Raw genomic sequence first — 20,328 nt, 5'->3', positions numbered from 1 at the left:
TTTCCTCTGCACCCACGCTAGGAACTCAACAGAGGTTGAGGTCAACCGTCGTCGCGATGTGATCGTGCGCACTTCGGGCAACCACGCGCGGGCCCGCGACGTTTCACCGGTGGTACAGTCCACGGCATGCAGCGCGCATATTTCTGGTTTAGCGAGCCGGCCCTGGGTGGGCCGGTCTGCGACCCTGCGCGCTGACTTCCTCCACCCCGAGCCGGATACCTGACCGGCTCGACGGGTAGCGAAATTTCCGTGGGTCGGCCTTCAACCGAAAAGGACCCACATTCTCATGACCACCGCAGTTGACGTAGACGCGCGGCACTCCGATCTCGACGATCAGCGCACCCTCAGCGTGAGCCCCCTGCGCTCGCCCGCCGAAGTCCGTCTCGTGCACCCCATCACCGACGAGCTCGCCGACACCGTGCGCGCCGGCCGCAAGGCCACCGTCGATGTGCTCAACGGCGACGACGACCGCCTGATGGTGATCGTCGGCCCGTGTTCGGTGCACGACCCCGTCGCCGCCCTCGATTACGCCCGCAAGCTGGCCGCCAAGGCCGAGGAGCTGGGCGACCGACTGCACATCGTGATGCGCGTGTACTTCGAGAAGCCGCGCACCACGCTCGGCTGGAAGGGCCTGATCAACGACCCGCACCTGGACGGTTCGTTCGACGTGAACACCGGTCTCGGCATCGGCCGCAAGGTGCTCGTCGACATCACCGCCCTCGGCCTGCCGGTGGCGTGTGAGTTCCTCGACCCGATCACCCCGCAGTACATCGCGGACCTGGTCTCCTACGGCGCGATCGGCGCGCGCACCGCCGCCAGCCAGGTGCACCGTCAGCTGTCCTCGGCGCTGTCGATGCCGGTGGGCATCAAGAACGGCACCGACGGTGACGTGCAGGTCGCGGTCGACGGTGTGCGGGCCGCCGCCGCCAGCCACGTCTTCCCCGGCACCGACCTCGACGGCCGTTCGGCGCTGATCCGCACCTCGGGCAACCCGGACTGCCACGTCATCCTGCGCGGTGGCAGCAACGGCACCAACTACGACGCCGCCTCCGTCGCCGAGGCCAAGCTGCGCCTGGAGAAGTCGTCGCTGCCCCAGCGCGTGGTGGTCGACGCCAGCCACGGCAACAGCAACAAGGATCACAACCGTCAGGTCGACGTCGTCACCGACATCGCGACCCGGCTCGCCGCCGGTGAGCAGGGCGTGGTCGGTGTGATGCTGGAGTCGTTCCTCGTCGCGGGCCGCCAGGACCTCACCCTCGGCAAGGCCGCCGACCTTACCTACGGCCAGTCCATCACCGATGCCTGCATCGACTGGGAGACCACCGCCACGCAGCTCGACCGCCTGGCGCAGGCTGTCGAAACCCGGCGCGGCTGAATTCGCTGCACACTCGTGGCCCCGGAAACCCCGGGGCCACAGTGCTTTTACTGGTTCTGCAAGGCGAGTCTGCCGGCGAGCGCCACGAACGACGCGCCGAAGACGCGCCGCATCCAGGTCACCACCGCCGGGCGCGACAGGATGTGGGACCGCACCGCCGCCGCGGCAGCGCCGTACAGCGCGAACACCACGAACGTCGCCAGCATGAACACCCCGCTCAGTTCGAGCATGCGCGCCAACGCGTTCGGGGTACCCGTCGGCACGAACTGCGGCAGGAACGCGAAGAAGAAGATCGTCAGCTTCGGGTTGAGGATATTGAGCAGGATCGCCGAGGTGATCATCTTGCGCGCCGACGGCGCGGCACCGGACTCCGCCTCCGGGAGCGACAGCGCGCCCTTGTCGCGGAAGGTGTTCCACGCCATGTACAGCAGATACGCCACCCCGAGGTACTTCATGGTCTGGAACGCCACCGCGCTGGCGTTGAGGACCGCCGCCAGCCCGGTGATGGCGGCGATCATGTGCGGGATGATGCCGAGTGTGCATCCGAAGGACGCGATCACGCTGGCCCGGACGCCGCGCGCCAGGCCCGCCGCGAGCGTGAACAGCACCCCGGTGCCCGGCGTGGCGACGATGACGAGCGTGGTCAACGCGAACTCGATGCTCATCTCCCGCAGGCTAGCCAGTCCCGGCCGTGTACGGAACAGGCAGTCTCAGTGGTGCTCGATGCGGGCGGGTCGGCAGACTGTTCGCTGATGAGACTTCCCGAACTTCCCGATCTTCCGGTGCGGCCCGCGCTGGGGGAGATCACGCGCACCTTGGCCGATCGGGATGTCGCGGTGCTGGTCGCGCCGCCGGGCACCGGGAAGACGACGCTGGTCCCGCTGGCCTTGGCTGCGGACGAGTACGTGGGGTCAGGGAGGGCGGTGCGGTCGGCCTCGACCGCGGACGAGTTCGTCGGGTCGGGGAAGACAGTGCCGTGGGCTTCGGCGGCGGGCGGTGGGCGGGTCGTGGTGGCCGAACCGCGGCGGTTGGCGGCGCGGGCGGCGGCCGCGCGCATGGCCGGGTTGCTCGGGGAACGGGTCGGGGAGACCGTCGGGTACGCGGTCCGTGGGGATCGCAAGGTGGGGCCGCGCACGCGGATCGAGGTGGTGACCTCCGGTCTGCTGGTCCGGCGGTTGCAGCAGGACCCGGAGCTCGCGGGGGTCGACACGGTGATCCTCGACGAGTGCCACGAGCGGCACCTCGACGCGGATCTGCTGCTTGCTCTGCTGCTCGACGCGCGGTCGGGTCTGCGACCGGACCTGAAGGTGCTCGCCACTTCCGCGACCGTCGCCGCGGCTCGCCTCGCCGAGCTGCTCGGTGGTGACGGTGCCGCCGCCCCGGTGCTCGAGGTGCGCGGACGAACCCATCCCGTCGACATCGGGTACCTGCCCGCACTACCGCGTGAACGGGTCGAAAGTCACGTCGCCCGGGCCACGCGCACTGCGCTCGCCGAAACCGACGGCGACATCCTGGTCTTCCTGCCCGGAGTCGGTGAGATCAACCGCACCGCCGGGTTGTTGCGCGACCTCGACGTCGATGTGCTTCCGCTGCACGGCAGGCTCACCGGCGCCGCCCAGGATGCGGCCCTGCGGCCCGGCCAGCGGCGCCGGGTCGTGTTGTCCACTGCCGTAGCGGAATCCAGCCTCACCGTGCCCGGTGTGCGTGCCGTTGTCGACTCCGGATTGTCGCGGGTGTCGCGGGTCGATCATCGGCGTGGGCTGTCCGGCCTTGCCACAGTGCGTGTTTCGGCCGCGGTCGCCGAACAGCGTGCCGGACGTGCCGGTCGTGAGGCGCCCGGTCGTGCCTGGCGTTGCTGGCCCGAATACGAACACCACACCCTGCCCGCCTACCCCGACCCGGAGATCCGCACCGCCGAATTGACCCGCCTCGCACTCGAATTGGTGTGCTGGGGCACCCCCGACGGTTCCGCCCTCGCCTGGTGGGACGCCCCACCCGAAGGCGCGCTCGCCGCCGCCCGCACCGTCCTGCACGCCCTCGGCGCCCTCGACGGCAACGACCACATCACCGCCCGCGGTCGCGCCATGGCCACCCTCGGCCTGCACCCCCGCCTGGCCCGCGCCCTCCTCGACGGCGCCGCCCACCTCGGCCCGAAACTCGCCGCCGAAATGGTCGCCTTGATGGACGACGGCACCCTCGCCCCCGGCACAGACGCCACCGCGGCCCTGCGCACCCTCCGCGCCGAACGCCCACCCCGCTGGAGCCGAGAGGTCGCCCGCCTCACCCGCCTCGTCGGCGAATCCGGTGGCTCGGCTGTGCCCGGTGAGAGCGCTTATGGCGCAATCGCGGTGAGTGGGGAGACCGGCGGTGCGGCGCTGTCCAGCGAGGAGAGCCGTGCTGCGGGGGTGCTCGAAGAAGGGGTGGCGTTGATGATCGCGTTGGCGCAGCCGGAGCGGTTGGCGCGGCGGCGGGGGAGCGGGTCGGGGACCTATTTGATGGCGGGTGGGACGGCGGTTTCGTTGCCCGCGGGGTCCGGGTCGGTGGCGGCGGAGTGGTTGGCTGTTGCCGTGGCGGATCGGGACCCGGGGCGGGCGGAGGGCCGAATTCGGCTGGCGGCCATCGCTTCTGAGGATCTCGCGCGGCAGGCGGCGCCGGGGCTGGTCAGCGTGCGGGAGGAGGTGCGGTGGGACGGCGGGGACGTGATCGCGCGGCGGGTCGAGCGGTTGGGTGCGATCGTGCTGTCGGAAAAGCCGCTGCGCGAACCGGATTCGGCGTTGGTTGGCGCGGCGTTGCGGGAGGGACTGCGCGCGGAAGGGCTCGGCCTGCTCCGCTGGTCCGACGACGCGCGCAACCTGCGTGATCGCCTCGCCTTCCTGCACCGCACACTCGGCGCCCCATGGCCCGATGTCGACGACACCACCCTCCTCGCCGACCTCGACTCCTGGCTCGGCCCCGAACTCACCACCGCCCGCCGCCGCGCCGACCTCGCCCGCATCGACGCGGGTACCGCCCTGCGCCGCCTCCTGCCCTGGCCCGAAGCCGCCCGCCTCGACGACCTCGCCCCCGAACGCCTCGAGGTCCCCTCGGGCAGCCGCGTCCGCGTCGACTACAGCGCCGACCAGCCGGTCCTCGCGGTGAAGGTCCAGGAGATCTTCGGCTGGACCACCCCGCCCACCCTCGCCGACGGCCGCGCCACCCTCCTCCTGCACCTGCTCTCCCCAGCCCAGCGCCCCGTAGCCGTCACCGCCGACCTGCCCTCCTTCTGGCAAACCGGCTGGCCCCAGGTCCGCGCCGACCTCCGCGGCCGCTACCCCAAACACGCCTGGCCCGAAGACCCCACCCGAACCCCCGCCCACCGAGGCACCGCCCGCCGCCTCCGCCCCACCTGACCACCCTCGAGACCGGCGCCTGTCCCACCTGCCCCTCGCCGGCCGCTCCGGCCCGGCGGCCACCCATCGAGCTGGACGCGTGATCACCACGCTCTGATGGCGGCATCGACCGAGAAGTGCGCGCCACCAGAGCGTGGTGACCTCGGTTCAGTGGGTGGGGGTGAGGTGGACGGCGAGGAGGTCCCCCGAGGTGGTGGGTTCGCAGGTGAAGCCCGCGGCGGCGCAGCGGTCGGTGAGGCGGGCGGGGCTGGGTTTCGGGGAGGTCGGGGTGTCGGTGGGGGTGCCGTAGCCGTAGCAGAGCCAGAGGCGGCCGGTGCGATCTTTCCGATCTCGCCCGCCACCAATCGGATTCGGCCTGCCGCGATCTCGTCGGCACACCGCTGCCCGGCTCGCGCCAGCGCGGTCGCCGAACGTTCCACGCCGACGATCCGCCCGTCGCCGAGCCGCTCCGCCATTCGCGCCAACGACGCGCCGTTACCGGGCCCTACTTCGAGGACACGCTCACCGGCCCGCACTCCCATGACATCGGCGAACCACTCGAACCGCGCATCATCAGTCATCTATCGCGCCCCTTTCTCCGCGTTCCGAGACCCGCCGGCCATGAACTGAACTGAGACCTGGTTCAGCCTTCCGGAGGAAAGGTTTCCGCAGGCCATCCATCCACCGGCCCGGACGGATCGTCGGCCAATCGCGCCGCGTGCCACTCGTCGACCCGAACCCCACGCTGCACGCCACCCAACCGGGCTTTCCCTTCGTAGTGGAATCCGTTGCGGCGAGCGGCGGCGGCCGAGGCGTGATTGCCGACCATCGCGCGCCACGTGATGCGTTGCAGACCGAGCCCTTCGGGAGCGAAGGCGAAATCACAGACCAGGGTGATGGTGCGTGACATCAGGCCTCGGCCTCGGTGTTCGGGGCTGAGCCAGAAACCGATCTCGCAGGCACCGGGACCTCGCGCGTGCAGACCGACCATGCCTTCGACCCGGCCGTCGGGTGCGGTGCGGATGGACCAGATCGGCTCGTTGGCGAGCCACCCTCCCGCCACGTTCCGGTCGAGGAACTCCTCGGCATCGGTGCGGCCGTAGGGCACGGGGACGGTGGTCCAGCGCCCTACGGCGGGGTCTTGGCAACACTCGACGATGCGGTCGATGTCGGCGGCGGTCGGTCGGATGAGCCACACGGTTCCGTCGGTGAGTGTGTGCTGGTACATCACCTCATCCTGGCAGCACCGGTGCCTAGTTCTCACGACATTTTCCGCGCGCGACGGCAAAACCGGTACACCCGTGCAACCAGCGTGAACCCACTCCGTAGGATCAGCGGCGATGGTTTCCCCGCTTCTCGCCGACCTGTTCGAATCGCATCGAGCACATCTCATTTCGGTGGCCTACCGGCTCACCGGAAGCGTCGGCGACGCCGAGGACGCGGTGCAGGAGAGCTGGCTGCGGATGGCCGGCGCCCACCAATCCGAGATCGAGGACCTGCGTGCCTGGCTCACCACCGTGGTGAGCCGGATCTGCCTCGACCACCTGCGCAGCGCGGCGGTGCGCCGGGAAACCTACGTGGGCCAGTGGCTGCCGGAGCCGATCGTCACCGGCCAGGCCCGTTCCGACGACCCGCTCGAGGTGGTCGTCCGCAATCAGGACAACCGGATGGCGGCGATGGTGGTGCTCGACGCGCTCACCCCGCAGCAGCGGGTGGCGCTGGTGCTGCACGACAGCCTCGCCGTCCCGTTCGACGAGATCGCCGACATCCTCGGCGTATCCCCCGATGCCGCACGGCAATTGGCGGTACGCGCCCGCAAGACCGTGGCCCGCACCCCACCCCCGGTGACCGACGACGCGCACGACGAGGCAGTGCAGCGTTTCCTGACCGCGCTGGCCACCGGCGATATCGCCGCGGTGGCCGCCACCCTGCATCCGGACGTGAATTTCATCGCCGACGCGGGCGGCACGGCACGCACGGCGCTCAATGTCGTCGAGGGTGCGGAGAAGGTGGCGCGGCTGGCGGTCGGCCTGTGGCGCAAACAGCTCGAGGAGCCGGCGCTGGAAATCGGTTTCGCCGCGGTGAACGGGCAATCGGGTCTGGTACTCACCGATCCGAACTCGCCGTTCGGCCGGGCGGTTCGGGTGCTCGCGTTCTCGGTGCGCGATGGGCTGGTCTGTGCGGCTTACGATTTCGCCAATGTGGCGAAGCTGTCGGGCGCCCGGCTGCGCACCTAGCCGGACCGGACCCGCGCGATCCGATCCGGCGCTGCGGTGTCTACGGGTAGGTGGACCCCCACTGGTGGTCGCCGGTGGACGATCCGAGGTTGTGATCCCCGGTGGAGGAGCCCATGTTGTTGTCCGGCGTGGCCGACCCGGTGAAGAAATCGACGATCGGGCTGGCTTCGAGTTGTTCGGAAATGAAGCGAAGTGCCGAACCGGCGACCTCCGACGCGGCCGGTTGCAGGATGAAGTCGAGCAGAGGTGAGGCCATGCGAGCCCCTTTCGATATGCCACCACGCTGTGGTGTGTGAGGTAGAACACGGCGAGGCTAGCTGAGGTTGAGTGATCGCACAATACCGCAGGTCACAGGCCAAAAACGTTTGTGAAACATAGGTGTTCGCTATCGCGCGGCAACGGCTGGGAAAGGTGGGATACGCTGCGGAGATGTCGTCTGTGCCGCCCACCGTCGCCCGCTTGCGCCCCTTCGGCTCGACCATTTTCGCCGAAATGACCGAACTGGCCGTGCGCCACGACGCGGTGAATCTCGGACAGGGATTCCCCGACACCGACGGTCCCGCAGGCATGCTGGAGGTGGCCCGCGCCGCCATCGCCGACGGGCACAACCAGTACCCGCCGGGCCGAGGGGTGCCCGCCCTGCGCCGCGCCGTCGCCGACGATCGCGCCCGCCGCTACGGCACCCGCTACGACCCCGACACCGAGGTCCTGGTCACCGTCGGCGCCACGGAAGCGATCAGCGCGACACTGCTCGGCCTGGTCGAACCCGGCGCGGAAGTGGTGCTCATCGAGCCCTACTACGACTCCTACGCCGCCGCGGTCGCCCTGGCGGGTGCGCAGCGACGGACCGCGCGACTGGTTCCCGACGGCGACCGCTTCGTCCTCGACCTCGACAGCCTGCGTTGCGCGATCACCGCGAAAACTCGCATGCTGGTGATCAATTCACCGCACAACCCCACCGGCTCGGTGCTCTCGCGCGACGAACTCACCGCGATCGCCGAGCTGGCGCGCGAACACGATCTGCTCGTGCTGGCCGACGAGGTGTACGAGCATCTCGTGTACGACGGCGTGGAGCACATCAGCATCTCGACGCTGCCGGGGATGCGTGAACGGACCGTCGTGGTGTCGAGTGCGGCGAAGACTTTCAATGTCACCGGCTGGAAGATCGGCTGGGCGTGCGCGCCCGCGCCGCTGCTGAACGCCGTGCTCACGGCGAAACAGTTCATGACCTTCGTCGGGGGCGGACCGTTCCAGCCCGCCGTCGCCCACGCGATCGACACCGAGCTGGACTGGGTGCACCGCATGCGTGACGGCCTCGCCGACAAGCGCCTTCGGCTCTCGGACGCGTTGCGCGACACCGGCTTCGCCGTGTCGTCCACCGCGGGCGGCTACTTCGTGTGCGCTGATGTGCGACCGCTCGGCATCGACGACGGGCTGACGTTGTGCCGGGAGATGCCCGCTCGGTTCGGCGTGGCCGCCGTACCGGTGAGCGCGTTCGTCGACCATCCCGGCGAATGGAAACACCTGGTGCGCTTCACCTTCAGTAAACGGGACGAAACCATCGACGAGGGCGCCCGCCGATTGCGGGCGGGAGTCGCGACACGCTGATCGGCGAGACCGCCGTCAATCTCGGGCGTGGCGGGCGGTCGGTGCGTGCCAGCCGTAATGCCTTGCGAGCAAACGGAATCCGACAGCGCCCGCGGCGGCGAGCAATCCTGTCCAGGTCTGGTAGATGTCCAGGTGCAGCAGCACGGCGGTGGTCGCGGCGCCGAACAGGGCCGGGATCGCGTAGAGATCCTGGTCGGGCCGCAGCACCAGGGGGACCTCGCCGCTGAGCACGTCGCGCAGCACACCGCCGCCGATGGCCGTCGTCATGCCGAGCAGGGCGGCGGTCGGCGCGCCGAGCCCGACCGAGTCGGCGATCACGGTGCCGGTGACACAGAACAGGCCGAGCCCGATCGCGTCGGCCACCTCGAGCGGGCCCTTGGTGAGCCGTGGCGAGGGCGCGATGAAGTACAGGATCAGCGCGGTCACGATGGACGCGGTCAGGAAGGTCAGGTCGGTGAACGCGGCGGGCGGGGTGCGTCCGATGAGCAGGTCGCGCACGATGCCGCCGCCGAGCGCCGTCGCGCAGCCGAGCACGACCATGCCGAACAGGTCGAGCCGCTTGCGCACCGCGACCAGCGCACCCGACGCGGCGAACGAGATCACTCCGAGCAGCTCGCCGCTGCGATGCACCACGGTGACCGCCTCGTCGAGCTGCGCCGCCAGCGCGCCCGCCATCACCACACCACTCACCACCCGCTCCTTTCCGCTGCAAGCAGGGTGGCACGGCGACCCTCGGCGACCGCACACCGCCCATGTGTCGCAGCGCACGCCCGCCGGCGCGCAGGGGCCGGTCGGTGCGCGCCTTACACCGGAGCGGGGCGGGTTCGGTCGGTGGCGAGGAGGATCGCGATGCTGCCCAGGGCGGTGCCCATCAGATAGCGCTGGATGCGCAACCACAGCGGGCGGGCGGTGAGGAAGGCGGCCAGGCCCGCGGCACCGAGCACGATCAGCGCGTTCACCGTGAGAGCCACCGTGATCTGGATCGCGCCGAGCGACAGGCTCTGCAACCACAGCGAACCCAGGGCCGGGTCGATGAACTGCGGGATCAGAGCCATGTACATGATCGCGATCTTGGGGTTGAGCAGGTTGGTGACCAAACCCATCGTGAACAGGCGTCGAGCCGGATCGGCTGGCAGCGCGGCGGGTGCGAACACCGAGACTCCACCGGGTCGGATCGCCTGCCACGCCAACCACAGCAGATAGGCGGCACCGGCGAGCTTGAGCGCGAGATACAGCCCGGGAACCACCGCGAACAACGCCGTGATCCCCACCGTCGCGGCCAGCAGATACACCCCGAACCCGGCCGCCACACCCGTGAGCGAGATCATGCCCGCCCTGCGCCCCTGCGCGACCGTCCGCGAGACCAGGTACATCATGTTCGGCCCCGGCGTGAGCACCATCCCGAGCGCCGCCGCCCCCACACCGAAAACCGCCGCCGTCTGAAGCATGAGTCGAGTCTGACCTGGTCAGGGAGGCGTGTCGCGGTCCAGTCGACGATCGCTGGACCGCTGTCGCCTCGCCGTCACCGGCCTCGACCGGAGATCGGCACCGCCTCGGTCACGAGCCTCAGGATGGTGGGTTCGCCGCCCGGCGCTCAAAAGCCGGCCGTCGCGACGCCGAACCCTGTCACCCCAGGTCCGTACAATCGATCGAGCTGCCGAACCTCCCCGGAACGGCTCATCAATCCCGACAAATCCCGGCCGAACGCAACCCCGCACAGGCGAGTCTTACGAGCCGTTCGGGGCCGCCCCTTCGATTCAGCGCTCGAAGCGCATGCGCGCAGCGCGAGTCTCGAGCGCTGAATCGAAGGGTTACAGGCCCCGAACCCGCGGCCCCGGCCGCAAAAAGATACGGAGTGCTGTGACAGACGGTCCTTTGATCGTGCAGAGCGACAAGACCCTGCTGCTCGAGGTCGACCACGAGCTGGCAGGCACCGCGCGTCAGGCCATCGCGCCGTTCGCGGAGCTCGAGCGTGCCCCCGAGCACGTGCACACCTACCGCATCACCCCGCTGGCGCTGTGGAATGCCCGCGCGGCCGGTCACGACGCCGAGCAGGTGGTCGACGCGCTGGTGAACTTCTCGCGCTACGCCGTGCCGCAGCCGCTGCTGGTCGACATCGTCGACACCATGGGCCGCTACGGCCGGTTGCAGCTGGTCAAGCACCCCGCGCACGGCCTGTGCCTGGTGAGCCTGGACCGCGCGGTGCTCGAGGAGGTGCTGCGGCACAAGAAGATCGCGCCCATGCTCGGTGCCCGCATCGACGACGACACCGTGATCGTGCACCCGTCCGAGCGCGGTCACATCAAGCAGATGCTGCTGAAGATCGGCTGGCCCGCCGAGGACCTGGCCGGGTACGTCGACGGCGAGGCGCACGACATCGGCCTCGACTACACCGAGGGCAAATGGCATCTGCGTGATTACCAGGAGATGGCCGCCGACTCGTTCTGGGCGGGCGGTTCGGGTGTGGTCGTGCTGCCGTGTGGTGCGGGCAAGACGATGGTCGGCGCTGCCGCGATGGCCAAGGCGAAGGCGACCACGCTGATTCTGGTGACCAATACCGTCGCGGGCAGGCAGTGGCGGCGTGAGCTGCTGGCGCGCACCACCCTCACCGAGGACGAGATCGGCGAGTACTCGGGTGAGCGCAAGGAGATCCGTCCGGTCACCATCGCGACCTACCAGGTCATCACCCGTAAATCGAAGGGTGAGTACAAGCACCTCGAGCTGTTCGACAGCCGCGACTGGGGTCTGGTGATCTATGACGAGGTGCATCTGCTGCCCGCCCCGGTCTTCCGGATGACGGCGGATCTGCAGTCGCGCCGCAGGCTCGGGCTCACCGCCACGCTGGTGCGCGAGGACGGCCGCGAGGGCGACGTGTTCTCGCTGATCGGCCCGAAACGCTACGACGCGCCGTGGAAGGACATCGAGGCACAGGGCTGGATCGCCCCCGCCGAGTGCATCGAGGTGCGCGTCACGCTCACCGACGCCGAACGCATGGCCTACGCCACGGCCGAACCGGAGGAGCGCTACAAACTGTGCTCCACCGCGCGCACCAAGATCCCGGTCGTCGAGTCCATTCTGGCCAGGCACGAGGGCGCACCCACCCTGGTGATCGGTGCCTACCTCGACCAGCTCGAGGAACTCGGCATCGATCTGAACGCTCCCGTCATCACCGGTGCGACGAAGAACCGTGAACGCGAGGCCCTCTTCGACGCCTTCCGCTCCGGTGAGATTCCCGTGCTCGTGGTGAGCAAGGTGGCGAACTTCTCCATCGACCTGCCGGAAGCCTCGGTGGCGGTGCAGGTTTCGGGCACCTTCGGTTCACGGCAGGAGGAGGCCCAGCGTCTCGGTAGACTGTTGCGGCCGAAACAGGATGGGGGACAGGCACATTTCTATTCGGTGGTCGCCCGCGACACCCTCGACGCCGAATATGCCGCGCACCGTCAGCGTTTCCTCGCCGAACAGGGGTATGCCTACCGCATCACCGATGCCGACGACCTGCTCGGGCCGGCCATCGGGGACAGCGGCGTGTAGCGCCGTTTCCCCGCTCAGCTGCCGGTAGCGTGCGGGTCGGAACCCCCGGCAGATAAGTGGAGGCAACACCTCCGCAACTTGTGCTAGGAAGGAAACGTGCGCCGCTTCGAATTCGAGGTCGACCGTGAGCATGCTCATGCGGTCAACGAGACCTTCACCGGATTACGCAGGATGCGGGTGCTCGCCCTGCTCGCCGCCGGGCTGGCCGTCGCGGCCACCGCCGCGTTCCTGTGGAGCGGGCAGGCCTGGGGGTATCTGCTGGCCTTCGTGTGTGCCCTCGCCGCTGTCATCGCCCTGTGGGTCGCGCTGTGGACACCGCACCGCTCCGATATCGAAAAGCTCTACCGCGACGGTGTTCTCGTGCCCGCCGTCGTCTGCGCGGCCGAACCGAACGGGATCATCCTGCTCGCCCTCGTCGACACCGCCGAAGCCACCGCGCCCGCGCGCGGCTGGGCGCTGGTCACCCGCAAGGTGCGCGCGCTGCCCGGCCACGAACCGACGCCGGGGGAGCGGGTGCCGTCGGTGGCGGTGCGCACCGACGGCGCACCCCGTCAGGTCGGCGAACGCTGGCAGCTGGTGACGGCCATGCCGATCGCCTGGGGTACCCGCGACCGCACGGTGATCGAGCGGGCCCGCGACACCATCTCCGACCTCGAATGGCGCCTGCTCGCCGACAATCTCGCCCTCGCCGCGCGGGTACGCCGCACCGCGACCAAGCGGTTGATGCTCGACCCGCAACACCTGCCGCCGGAACTGGCCTGAGCGCCGCTCGCCTGCGACGATACTCGGATCCGAGTCGGCGAGAATGGGGGTCCGCGGCATGCGATGGTCGGCAGGTTCGGTGGTGGTGTCGGCGCTCCTGGCACTGGGAATCCCGCCGGTAGCAGCGGATCCGGGCCTGGTCGGTGCGCCGGGGCTCGGCGATCCCTACTACCCGCTCGACGGCAACGGCGGCTACGACGTGAGCCATTACGACATCACCGTCGACTACGACCCGCCGACCCATCAGCTGCGCGGCACCGCGCGCATCGATGCGCGGGCGAATCAGCCGCTGGCGCAATTCAATCTGGACTATCGCGGTCCCGATGTGCTCATGGTGACCGTCAACGGCCAGCCCGCCGGGTTCGCGCGCGAAGGCGACCACGAACTCGTCGTCTCCCCACTGCTGCCGCTGCTGCCCGGACTGCCGATGCGGATCGTCATCGACTACGCGGGCGAGGTGGCCGACACCGAGGGCGAGGGGTGGACGTACGCGCCGAGCGGTGGCGCCTTCGCCATCGGCCAGCCGCACAGCGCGAGCAGCTGGTACCCGCTCAACGACACACCCTTGGACAAGGCGACTTTCACCTTGCACGCCACGGTGCCCGCCGAATGGGAAGTGATGTCGACCGGTGCGCGCACCCGCCACGAGGCGCGCGACGGCAAGCTGCACACCAGCTGGGAAACCCGCAGCCCCGTGCTCGGCTACCTCACCACCATCGCCGTCGACCACTTCACCTTCCTCGAACAGCGCCGTGCCGACGGCACACCGGTGCTGAGCGCGTTCGCCCCCGATGCCGACGACAATCGCGCCGACGAACAACGCCTCCCCGAGATCCTCGACTTCCTCGAAAACCTCTACGGTCCCTACCCGTTCGAGGTAGCCGGCGGCATCTACGTCGACGCCGAAGTCCCGTTCTCGCTCGAAACCCAGACCCGGCCCACCTACGCGCCGTGGGCCGATCTCGATACCGTGGTGCACGAGCTGGCACATCAGTGGTGGGGCGACACCATGTCGGTACGGCAGTGGTCCGATATCTGCCTCAACGAGTGCTTCGCCAGCTACACCGCCGACTACCTGTGGATCGAGCGCGTCGACGGTGTCGATGTGGATGCGAAGTACCGCGAGGACATCGCGAAATACCGGTGGGAGCAGGACTTCTGGACGTACCCGCTGGCGGACCCCGGCGCCGGTAGCGAGTTCACCTCGGTCTATTGGCGTGGCCCCCTTTTCCTGCACGCCCTGCGCAAACTGATCGGTGACGACGTGTTCTTCACGGCCGTCAAGGATTTCGTGACCTCCCACCGCGACGGCCATGCCTCGATGCCGGAATTCCGCGCGTTCGTCCAGAGCCGGACCTCGATACCACTGGGCGAGTTCCTGTCCGAATGGCTGGACGGTACGACCCCGCCGCGCGAAACATTCCTGTTCCCGGGCACATTGCGCCGATAGGGTCAGTCCTCCTCGAGGCGGGAGCGTGCCCGCTCGACCCATCGCTGCATTCGCTCGAATTGCGTTTTGGCCGAAGTCAATTCACCACGCGCGCGGTGCTCGGCGGTCCGCAGGAAATGCCGTTGCTGCTCGGCATGCTCGAGGTCGGCGCGCAACTGCTCGATCCGCTGCTCGACCTCGTCGAGTTCGGACTCGGCCTGCGCTGCGGCCTCTTCCGCTTCCTTGCGGGCGGATTCGGCCTCCGCCAGCCCGGACTCCGCGTCGTCGAGTTCTTGTTTCGCCTCGGCGCGCCGGGCCGCCTCGGCGTCCTCCGTCGACTTCTTGGGGCGAGCCTTCTTCGCCGGAGCCTTGCCCTTGCCGCCCGTGATCGCGACCAGCCCGGCCGGACCGAAACCGTCGTAGGTGACCGTCGCGGGCAGCACCCCGGCTCGCACCTGGTCGGCGACATCTGGGTCGGCCAGCGCGGCCGTGAGCGTCTGACCGACCTCGCGCAACACCTGCTCGCTCGCGGGTCGGTCGTGTTCGGCGGCCAGCTCACCGGCCCGCTTGGTCATGGCGTTCACTACCTGCTGACGTTGCGCACCGAGCGTGCGCAACTTGTCACCGGAGAGCTGACGTTGCGCCTACCGCAGCGCGTCGCCCAGATCCAGCAGCGCCGCGATCTCCTTCGGCGCGTGCCTGGCCAGCAGATTCACCGTCCACGCCGCGACCGTCGGCTTGCGCAGGGCACCGATGGCCTTGGCCAGCTCGCGATCGCCGTCGCCACGGGCCTGGGCCGCACGTTCGGTGCGTGTCGCGACGAAGTCGGCCGGGTCGAGACCGTACAGCTCGCCCGCGACATCGTCGATGGTCATCCTCCGATCGTATCCATGGGGGGAGCGGCGGAGGTGGGCGTTTGGGTATCGTCACCGGCGGTCATATCGGCTGAACCGTTCGGTGAGTGAGGTTTTGGAGTGTTTTTCCCAGGAAAGCGGCTGCTTGTCCGGCTCGTGTTCGCGCCAGTGGCGGCAGTCGCGCTGGTCGGGGCGGTAGCGGCGTGTTCGGGTGACAGCGAGGCGTCGTCGGCGCCTGCCGTCGGCTCGTGCGTCGAGGTCACCGACAACGCGGTCGACGCGATGAAGGCCACCGTCGGCGACTGCTCGTCGGCGAAGTCGAACTACCGCATCGCGCAGGTCGGCGCCGCGCCGCTGAACTGTACGGCCCAGAACGCCACCTTCAACGGCACGGTCGGCGAGACCAAGACCGGCCTGTGCCTGTCGCCCAACTTCGCCGAAGGTGCCTGCTATGCGGACGCGGGCACCCGACCGGTCGAGGCGGTGGACTGCGCCGCACCCGAAGCCACGTTCAAGGTGGTCAAGCGCATCGACGGCGAGACCGACGAGATGTTGTGTGGCATGGACGCGACGCTGTATCGCACGGTCCCGGACCCCAAGACGACGTTCTGCATGGCCAAGCCCTGACGGGTCAGTCCAGCAGAGCCACCGACGCGATGCGGTGGAGGGTGAAGTGGCGGGTGGCTCCGGTCACCGGGTCGACGGCGTCCAGTTGCCCGTTGCCGACCCGGACCGGTTCGACCACCCGCTGACTCGCCACGCCCTGGGCGTCGACGTAACCGATGTTCACCGGGCGACCCACCCGGGCGGCCAGCTGGAGCAGCGCCAGGGTGGCCTGGGTGCCCGTGCGGGTGCCGTCGGCACGGACCGACTGGGACGTGCGGGCACCCGCGGCGCGCTCGCCCGCGCGCAATTCGGTGACCAGCTGAGCGAGCTGATCGTCCGACGGCGGGTTGGGGCGGTAGGGCCTGCGGGCCAGCGGACGAACGGCGATACGGGCGCCACGCGGCCGCAGGTCGACGATGGCGCCGCCGGAATCCTCGCCCGCGGGCGTGAAGCCCGCCGCCCGCAACCGCTCGAGCAGTTCGCCGAGCGGCGCCTGCGCGATCGCGACCGTGGGGGCGATCGCGCGCAGCGCCAACGTCTCGGCGACGGGGGCCGACAGCACCTGAGCGAGCAGAGCCGGGTCGTCGCTGCGCAGGAACGATTGCGCCATCCCCGCGCGCAACTGCCCGTGCCGACGGGCCACGTCGTCGATGAGATAGGTCAGCGACTGGGGGACCGGGGTGCGGGAGTGGTTGGCGAACAGGGCGTGCAACTCGGCGGCGGTGAGTCCGGCATCGAGCGCGCGACGCACCGAGGCGTCCCCCACGCGATACACCGTCGCCGCACCCGCGGATTCCACATCGGCGACCAGTGCGATCCGGCTGCGCAATTCGGGCACGAGCGGGCCGGGGGCGATCACGGTGAGGTCGGCCTGCACGAGGACATGGTCGACGGGTTCCGGTAGGGCGGCGGCCATCTCGGCCTCGGCATCGGCCACGCTGGTCGGGCTGCCGTGCAGCAGGGCACGGGCGGCCGAATCGAGGGCCCCACGTCCGAGCAGACCGACGGTCGCCGCCTCGGCGAGCGTCGCGGTCACCACGTCGAGCCGGAAGTGCCTGCGCCGCCTCGGCATTCGCCAGGCGAGCAGTTTCCCGAGATCGGCGGGTGACACCTGGGTGCCGCTGGGGTATTCGGCGAGCAGGCCGAGAATCGCGTGCCGGTCGCGCACCGCGTGCGGGATCCGCAACTCGGCCGACAGCGCCGCGATCGGCTTGTCGGCGGCGTCGCGCAACCCGATCATCCACGGCATCCGGTCCAGCTCGAGCCACGCCTGGGCGAGCGTCACCCAGCGTGTCGCGGGCGGCGCGTCGAGCCAGGCGTCGGCGGCGGGTGTCGGTGCCCAGAAGTCGTCGGTGGAGTCCAGGTCGGGCGGCGGTTCGGGCAGACCCTTCTCGACGAGCTTCGCGGCGGCGAGCAGTTCGAGCAGCAGACCGGTGCGCTGCTCGTCGACGCCGGTCTGCTTGGCCAGCCTGCGCAGCTCGCGCACCCCGAGTCCACCGGCGCGCAGCGCGGGTGCGGGAAGTGTGCCGAGCGCGTCGAGCAGGTCGGCGCAGTCGCGCAGCAGCTCACCCACCTCACCCGCGCCGACGGCGTTCACCTCGGCGGGCGCGTGCTTGGTGAGTGCGGGTTTGGGCGGGGCGAGGGCATGCGGATCGGTGACGGGTTCGCCACGCAACACCTGCCCGACGGTGACCGGCAGTTCGACGGTCTCGTCATCGATCCAGCGCAGCAACCGCGCCGCGAGCAGCCGCCGCACCGGGCGGTCGGCGGGCGCGTCGGGCGCGGCGTCTCGCGTGCGCCCACGCGGACCGGTCGTCGCCAGTTTGTCCAGCAGCGCCCGCTCGGCGGGGCCGGCCGCGTTCAGTGCCGTGCGTACTTCCGGCTCGGTGAGCGCGTCCGGCAGCGCCGTCGTCGCCCCGAGCGGCCACGGGAGGGCCTCCACGGCACTCGGCGCCAGGTGCAGGCCGTCACCGGTCTCCCACACGAGCGCGCGGTCGAGCAACCGGGTGAGCGCGGCGGTGAACGCCGTCTTGGTGACCCGGTCCTTCAGTTGCGCGTGCAGCGCGGTCCGGGTGAGCGGGGTGTGCGCGGTGCCGATCTTGCGCGCGTCCTCGTCGGCCGCCAGTGCCTCGATGATCGCGAACTCGAGGGTGTCCAGGTCGTCGGCGGCACGCAGCACCGAGGCCCGCTGCTGAGCCCGCACCGCGAGCACCGACATCGACGCGGGCAGCGGCACCGCCAGATCGGGCCGCAACTGCAGCAGTTTCACCAGCTGGGCGTCGGTGCGCGCACCTAGCCAATCGGCGAGAGAGTCGGTCGCGATCATCGGATTCAGCGTACGTGTTCGATATGCCAGAATGAGCCCGTGGTCAACAAATCGAAGAAACCCTACGTCGACAACGGCTGGCCCGAGGTGGCCGACGGCGAGCACGCCGTCACCGAACTGTCGGCGACCCGCGCCGGTAATCTCTCGCCCTTCGGTGAGGACACCGAGTTTCCCCTTCCGGCCGCGACGCTGCCGTATGTGCACCCGCACACTGTTATCAATCGGGTGTAATTCGAACGGGAAAGACAAGAGCCCGCATCCTGGATAGAGGATGCGGGCTCTTGTTGTAAGGCGGATCAGGAGGGCAGCAGGCCCTTGTTCGCCTCGAAGAAGTCGATGACCGCCGGGTCCAGCTGAGTGCCCTTGGCGTTGTTGACGAAGTCGATGGCCGCCTGCGGCACGGCGACGCCCTGCTGCTGGGCGACGGTGAGGGCGCGATCGACGGCCTGGAACACTTCCTGGCTCGGATCCTGCACCTGCGGGACGCTGACCTCGGGGACCCAGCTCGGGGTCGAAGGCACGGCGCGCTCGGTCGGGCCGCTGCTCAGGCCGAGCTTGGCCGAGCAAGAGGGCCAAGCGCCCCAACCCTGGGAAGCGAGAACCTTTTCGGCGACCGCGATCTGCTGTTCGCGGGTGGCCTGGTTTGCGGTGGCGGCGTACTCCCCACCGCCGTGTGCGGCCCAGGTGGAGGGCGAGAACTGCAGCCCACCCTGGTAGCCGTTGCCGGTGTTGATACCCCAGTTGCCGCCGGCTTCACACTGTGCGAGGCGATCCCAGTCGGAGTCGGGGGCCGCGCTGGCGTTTCCGGCGAGGGCAGCGGCTGCGGTGCCGAAGATCGCGCCGGTGACGGCGACCTTGGCAGCAGTGCGCCCGGTGGAAGTCGGCTTGCGGTGGCGTCCACTCATATCGGGTTTCTTCCTCTCGTTCGCACCTGCATGTGGTCCGGACTGAGAGGTCTCCCGGTCCGCCCTCACCCCTTGATTCCAATCGGGGTCCGGTACCCGCGGGGTGAGGTTCGGTGCGGCGGGCCGGTGGTTCCGGGGGCCTGCCCCGGCTGAGAGAAACGGTACGACGGTCAGCGGGGAAAGTCACTATTTGGTAACCGGCGTGTGCGGGTGGGTATCAGGGTGGTCTCAGGGTTGTCCCGGAGGCGTCCGCGCAGGTAGTCGCGGCGCCGGGCGTGCGTGACCGTTGCACGCACAGTTCGTTACCCAGCCGTTATGTGACGAGGATCACACAAGAGATTGGGTATCGAACCCTCGGGATAACTGGTTCACCGTGCCCGGCGACCCGACCACAGGGCGAACACGATCGCGAGCAGGAAGCCCACCGGCGCGAGCATCGCGAGCAGATACAGCCACAGGCCCGGTTCGGCGTCGGAGACGATCGGCGTCACGAAGATGGCGACGACGGCGAGAATCCCGATGCCGAACAGCGCCACCGCCACTTGCAGCAGCCGATCACTGGAACGTCGCGCGGGCGGTTGAGGTGAGTTGGTCACGGGTGCACCGTAAAACTGATGTGCTCGCGGTATAGCCACCGGGGTAGACTCTGACCACATCGCGTCCTGCCTTGTTGTGGGGCGCGTTCTTTTCGCGACAAGCAGCAGGTAGTAACCCGGGCCACAAGGGTTCGGGTATCGAATGATGAACGGGTGAGCGCAGTGCCGACCGGCCGGGTGAAGTGGTACGACGTCGAAAAGGGCTTCGGCTTCCTTTCCCAAGACGAGGGCGAGGACGTCTACGTCCGTTCTTCCGCGCTGCCCGAAGGCGTCGAGGGCCTCAAGCCCGGCCAGCGGGTCGAATTCGGGATGGCCGCCGGTCGTCGCGGTCCGCAGGCGCTGAGCCTCAAGCTGCTCGAGGCGCCCCCGACCGTCGCCCGCGGTGAGCGTGGCGCGCAGCCCGCCCGTAAGGACGCGGGCCCGCGCAAGTCGCCCGACGAGCTGCACGGCCTGGTCGAGGACATGATCACCCTGCTCGAGACCAAGGTCCAGCCCGACCTGCGTCGCGGCAAGTACCCGGACCGCAAGATGTCCCAGCGCATCTCCGAAGTGGTCCGCGCGGTAGCCCGCGAACTGGACCACTGAGTTTTTGGAGCGCTGGCGCGCTCGAGTTCGCGGCCCCGCCGGTCCCGACGATCAGGCACCGTTGCTTGCTCCTTCGTCGCCTACGCAACGGCGCCTGATCGCCGGGACGGCCGCGAACCCCCCCAGCGCGGCGGGCCCACCACCCG

21 protein-coding genes are annotated in these 20,328 nt (G+C 69.5%); 10 read left to right on the top strand and 11 right to left on the bottom strand.

Annotated features, from left to right (window positions below; all coding sequences use genetic code 11):
* Positions 1-286 precede the first annotated feature (286 nt).
* Positions 287-1,375: a 3-deoxy-7-phosphoheptulonate synthase gene (locus tag AB0I35_RS31770; RefSeq protein WP_357400010.1), complete on the top strand. Its 1,089-nt coding sequence runs from the start codon at positions 287-289 to the stop codon at positions 1,373-1,375.
* A gap of 47 nt (positions 1,376-1,422) precedes the next feature.
* On the opposite strand, the gene AB0I35_RS31765 is transcribed toward AB0I35_RS31770, so the two are convergent.
* Positions 1,423-2,040: a LysE family translocator gene (locus AB0I35_RS31765; RefSeq protein ID WP_357400009.1), complete on the bottom strand. Its 618-nt coding sequence runs from the start codon at positions 2,038-2,040 to the stop codon at positions 1,423-1,425.
* A gap of 87 nt (positions 2,041-2,127) precedes the next feature.
* Between AB0I35_RS31765 and hrpB the strand changes: the two genes are divergently transcribed.
* Positions 2,128-4,764 carry an ATP-dependent helicase HrpB gene (gene hrpB, locus AB0I35_RS31760; RefSeq protein WP_357400008.1) on the top strand — a complete coding sequence of 879 codons (2,637 nt, stop codon included), beginning with the start codon at positions 2,128-2,130 and terminating at the stop codon, positions 4,762-4,764.
* Between the two features lie 83 nt (positions 4,765-4,847).
* Here hrpB and AB0I35_RS31755 read toward each other — a convergent pair whose 3' ends face one another.
* Together AB0I35_RS31755 and AB0I35_RS31750 are read right to left on the bottom strand one after the other, a co-directional pair.
* On the bottom strand, positions 4,848-5,285 hold the full coding sequence (locus tag AB0I35_RS31755) for a class I SAM-dependent methyltransferase (protein WP_357400014.1): 438 nt from the start codon (positions 5,283-5,285) through the stop codon (positions 4,848-4,850).
* A 101-nt stretch (positions 5,286-5,386) separates the two neighbouring features.
* Positions 5,387-5,971, bottom strand: coding sequence for a GNAT family N-acetyltransferase (locus tag AB0I35_RS31750; RefSeq protein WP_357400007.1), 585 nt, complete (start codon positions 5,969-5,971; stop codon positions 5,387-5,389).
* Between the two features lie 112 nt (positions 5,972-6,083).
* Between AB0I35_RS31750 and AB0I35_RS31745 the strand changes: the two genes are divergently transcribed.
* Positions 6,084-6,980, top strand: coding sequence for a sigma-70 family RNA polymerase sigma factor (locus AB0I35_RS31745; RefSeq protein ID WP_357400006.1), 897 nt, complete (start codon positions 6,084-6,086; stop codon positions 6,978-6,980).
* A 40-nt stretch (positions 6,981-7,020) separates the two neighbouring features.
* On the opposite strand, the gene AB0I35_RS31740 is transcribed toward AB0I35_RS31745, so the two are convergent.
* The gene (locus AB0I35_RS31740) at positions 7,021-7,236 is read right to left on the bottom strand and encodes a hypothetical protein (RefSeq protein WP_356986013.1); all 216 of its coding nucleotides are present in this window, start codon (positions 7,234-7,236) and stop codon (positions 7,021-7,023) included.
* Between the two features lie 173 nt (positions 7,237-7,409).
* Here AB0I35_RS31740 and AB0I35_RS31735 point away from each other — a divergent pair, with 173 nt between their 5' ends.
* Entirely contained in the window at positions 7,410-8,588 is a 1,179-nt protein-coding gene (locus AB0I35_RS31735) for a pyridoxal phosphate-dependent aminotransferase (protein ID WP_357400005.1), read from the top strand.
* A 15-nt stretch (positions 8,589-8,603) separates the two neighbouring features.
* On the opposite strand, the gene AB0I35_RS31730 is transcribed toward AB0I35_RS31735, so the two are convergent.
* Together AB0I35_RS31730 and AB0I35_RS31725 are read right to left on the bottom strand one after the other, a co-directional pair.
* On the bottom strand, positions 8,604-9,281 hold the full coding sequence (locus AB0I35_RS31730; protein WP_166655758.1) for a trimeric intracellular cation channel family protein: 678 nt from the start codon (positions 9,279-9,281) through the stop codon (positions 8,604-8,606).
* A 110-nt stretch (positions 9,282-9,391) separates the two neighbouring features.
* Complete coding sequence (locus AB0I35_RS31725) at positions 9,392-10,036, bottom strand: LysE family translocator (RefSeq protein WP_357400004.1); 645 nt, start codon at positions 10,034-10,036, stop codon at positions 9,392-9,394.
* 412 nt (positions 10,037-10,448) lie between these two features.
* Between AB0I35_RS31725 and AB0I35_RS31720 the strand changes: the two genes are divergently transcribed.
* The 3 genes from AB0I35_RS31720 to AB0I35_RS31710 all read left to right on the top strand — a co-directional run bounded on the left by AB0I35_RS31720 (position 10,449) and on the right by AB0I35_RS31710 (position 14,331).
* Positions 10,449-12,119: a DNA repair helicase XPB gene (locus AB0I35_RS31720; protein ID WP_067640929.1), complete on the top strand. Its 1,671-nt coding sequence runs from the start codon at positions 10,449-10,451 to the stop codon at positions 12,117-12,119.
* 96 nt (positions 12,120-12,215) lie between these two features.
* The gene (locus AB0I35_RS31715; protein ID WP_357400003.1) at positions 12,216-12,881 is read left to right on the top strand and encodes a DUF3239 domain-containing protein; all 666 of its coding nucleotides are present in this window, start codon (positions 12,216-12,218) and stop codon (positions 12,879-12,881) included.
* A 58-nt stretch (positions 12,882-12,939) separates the two neighbouring features.
* On the top strand, positions 12,940-14,331 hold the full coding sequence (locus AB0I35_RS31710; RefSeq protein ID WP_357400002.1) for a M1 family metallopeptidase: 1,392 nt from the start codon (positions 12,940-12,942) through the stop codon (positions 14,329-14,331).
* Positions 14,332-14,333: 2 nt separating this feature from the next.
* Here AB0I35_RS31710 and AB0I35_RS31705 read toward each other — a convergent pair whose 3' ends face one another.
* Both AB0I35_RS31705 and AB0I35_RS31700 read right to left on the bottom strand, forming a co-directional pair.
* The gene (locus AB0I35_RS31705) at positions 14,334-14,927 is read right to left on the bottom strand and encodes a hypothetical protein (RefSeq protein ID WP_357400001.1); all 594 of its coding nucleotides are present in this window, start codon (positions 14,925-14,927) and stop codon (positions 14,334-14,336) included.
* 27 nt (positions 14,928-14,954) lie between these two features.
* On the bottom strand, positions 14,955-15,185 hold the full coding sequence (locus AB0I35_RS31700; protein WP_357400000.1) for a hypothetical protein: 231 nt from the start codon (positions 15,183-15,185) through the stop codon (positions 14,955-14,957).
* A gap of 99 nt (positions 15,186-15,284) precedes the next feature.
* Between AB0I35_RS31700 and AB0I35_RS31695 the strand changes: the two genes are divergently transcribed.
* Positions 15,285-15,791 (top strand): hypothetical protein, encoded by a 507-nt coding sequence (locus AB0I35_RS31695; RefSeq protein WP_357399999.1) that lies wholly within the window; start codon positions 15,285-15,287, stop codon positions 15,789-15,791.
* Positions 15,792-15,795: 4 nt separating this feature from the next.
* Here AB0I35_RS31695 and AB0I35_RS31690 read toward each other — a convergent pair whose 3' ends face one another.
* Positions 15,796-18,096, bottom strand: coding sequence for a helicase-associated domain-containing protein (locus tag AB0I35_RS31690; RefSeq protein WP_357399998.1), 2,301 nt, complete (start codon positions 18,094-18,096; stop codon positions 15,796-15,798).
* Between the two features lie 39 nt (positions 18,097-18,135).
* Here AB0I35_RS31690 and AB0I35_RS31685 point away from each other — a divergent pair, with 39 nt between their 5' ends.
* Complete coding sequence (locus tag AB0I35_RS31685; protein WP_357399997.1) at positions 18,136-18,327, top strand: hypothetical protein; 192 nt, start codon at positions 18,136-18,138, stop codon at positions 18,325-18,327.
* Positions 18,328-18,392: 65 nt separating this feature from the next.
* Here AB0I35_RS31685 and AB0I35_RS31680 read toward each other — a convergent pair whose 3' ends face one another.
* On the bottom strand, positions 18,393-19,001 hold the full coding sequence (locus tag AB0I35_RS31680) for a transglycosylase family protein (RefSeq protein WP_225281750.1): 609 nt from the start codon (positions 18,999-19,001) through the stop codon (positions 18,393-18,395).
* Between the two features lie 368 nt (positions 19,002-19,369).
* A complete protein-coding gene (locus tag AB0I35_RS31675; protein ID WP_357399996.1) occupies positions 19,370-19,597 on the bottom strand; it encodes a hypothetical protein in 228 nt (75 codons plus the stop codon).
* Positions 19,598-19,759: 162 nt separating this feature from the next.
* On the opposite strand from AB0I35_RS31675, the gene AB0I35_RS31670 reads away from it, so the two are divergent.
* Entirely contained in the window at positions 19,760-20,182 is a 423-nt protein-coding gene (locus AB0I35_RS31670; protein WP_174550347.1) for a cold-shock protein, read from the top strand.
* The last annotated feature ends 146 nt before the right edge of the window (positions 20,183-20,328 follow it).

The sequence above is a fragment of the Nocardia sp. NPDC050378 genome, from assembly GCF_040655675.1.
In the GTDB taxonomy this organism is placed as follows: domain Bacteria; phylum Actinomycetota; class Actinomycetes; order Mycobacteriales; family Mycobacteriaceae; genus Nocardia; species Nocardia coubleae.
Note: the sequence above shows the minus strand (reverse complement) of the source record. Positions and strands in the feature narration are given on the sequence as shown.

What these genes read in the sequence shown, in the direction of transcription:
- AB0I35_RS31770 (WP_357400010.1), top strand. Translation starts at nt 287, where the DNA reads ATGACCACCGCAGTTGACGTAGACGCGCGGCACTCCGATCTCGACGAT.
- AB0I35_RS31765 (WP_357400009.1), bottom strand. Translation starts at nt 2,040, where the DNA reads ATGAGCATCGAGTTCGCGTTGACCACGCTCGTCATCGTCGCCACGCCG.
- hrpB (WP_357400008.1), top strand. Translation starts at nt 2,128, where the DNA reads ATGAGACTTCCCGAACTTCCCGATCTTCCGGTGCGGCCCGCGCTGGGG.
- AB0I35_RS31755 (WP_357400014.1), bottom strand. Translation starts at nt 5,285, where the DNA reads ATGGGAGTGCGGGCCGGTGAGCGTGTCCTCGAAGTAGGGCCCGGTAAC.
- AB0I35_RS31750 (WP_357400007.1), bottom strand. Translation starts at nt 5,971, where the DNA reads ATGTACCAGCACACACTCACCGACGGAACCGTGTGGCTCATCCGACCG.
- AB0I35_RS31745 (WP_357400006.1), top strand. Translation starts at nt 6,084, where the DNA reads ATGGTTTCCCCGCTTCTCGCCGACCTGTTCGAATCGCATCGAGCACAT.
- AB0I35_RS31740 (WP_356986013.1), bottom strand. Translation starts at nt 7,236, where the DNA reads ATGGCCTCACCTCTGCTCGACTTCATCCTGCAACCGGCCGCGTCGGAG.
- AB0I35_RS31735 (WP_357400005.1), top strand. Translation starts at nt 7,410, where the DNA reads ATGTCGTCTGTGCCGCCCACCGTCGCCCGCTTGCGCCCCTTCGGCTCG.
- AB0I35_RS31725 (WP_357400004.1), bottom strand. Translation starts at nt 10,036, where the DNA reads ATGCTTCAGACGGCGGCGGTTTTCGGTGTGGGGGCGGCGGCGCTCGGG.
- AB0I35_RS31710 (WP_357400002.1), top strand. Translation starts at nt 12,940, where the DNA reads ATGCGATGGTCGGCAGGTTCGGTGGTGGTGTCGGCGCTCCTGGCACTG.
- AB0I35_RS31700 (WP_357400000.1), bottom strand. Translation starts at nt 15,185, where the DNA reads ATGACCATCGACGATGTCGCGGGCGAGCTGTACGGTCTCGACCCGGCC.
- AB0I35_RS31690 (WP_357399998.1), bottom strand. Translation starts at nt 18,096, where the DNA reads ATGATCGCGACCGACTCTCTCGCCGATTGGCTAGGTGCGCGCACCGAC.
- AB0I35_RS31680 (WP_225281750.1), bottom strand. Translation starts at nt 19,001, where the DNA reads ATGAGTGGACGCCACCGCAAGCCGACTTCCACCGGGCGCACTGCTGCC.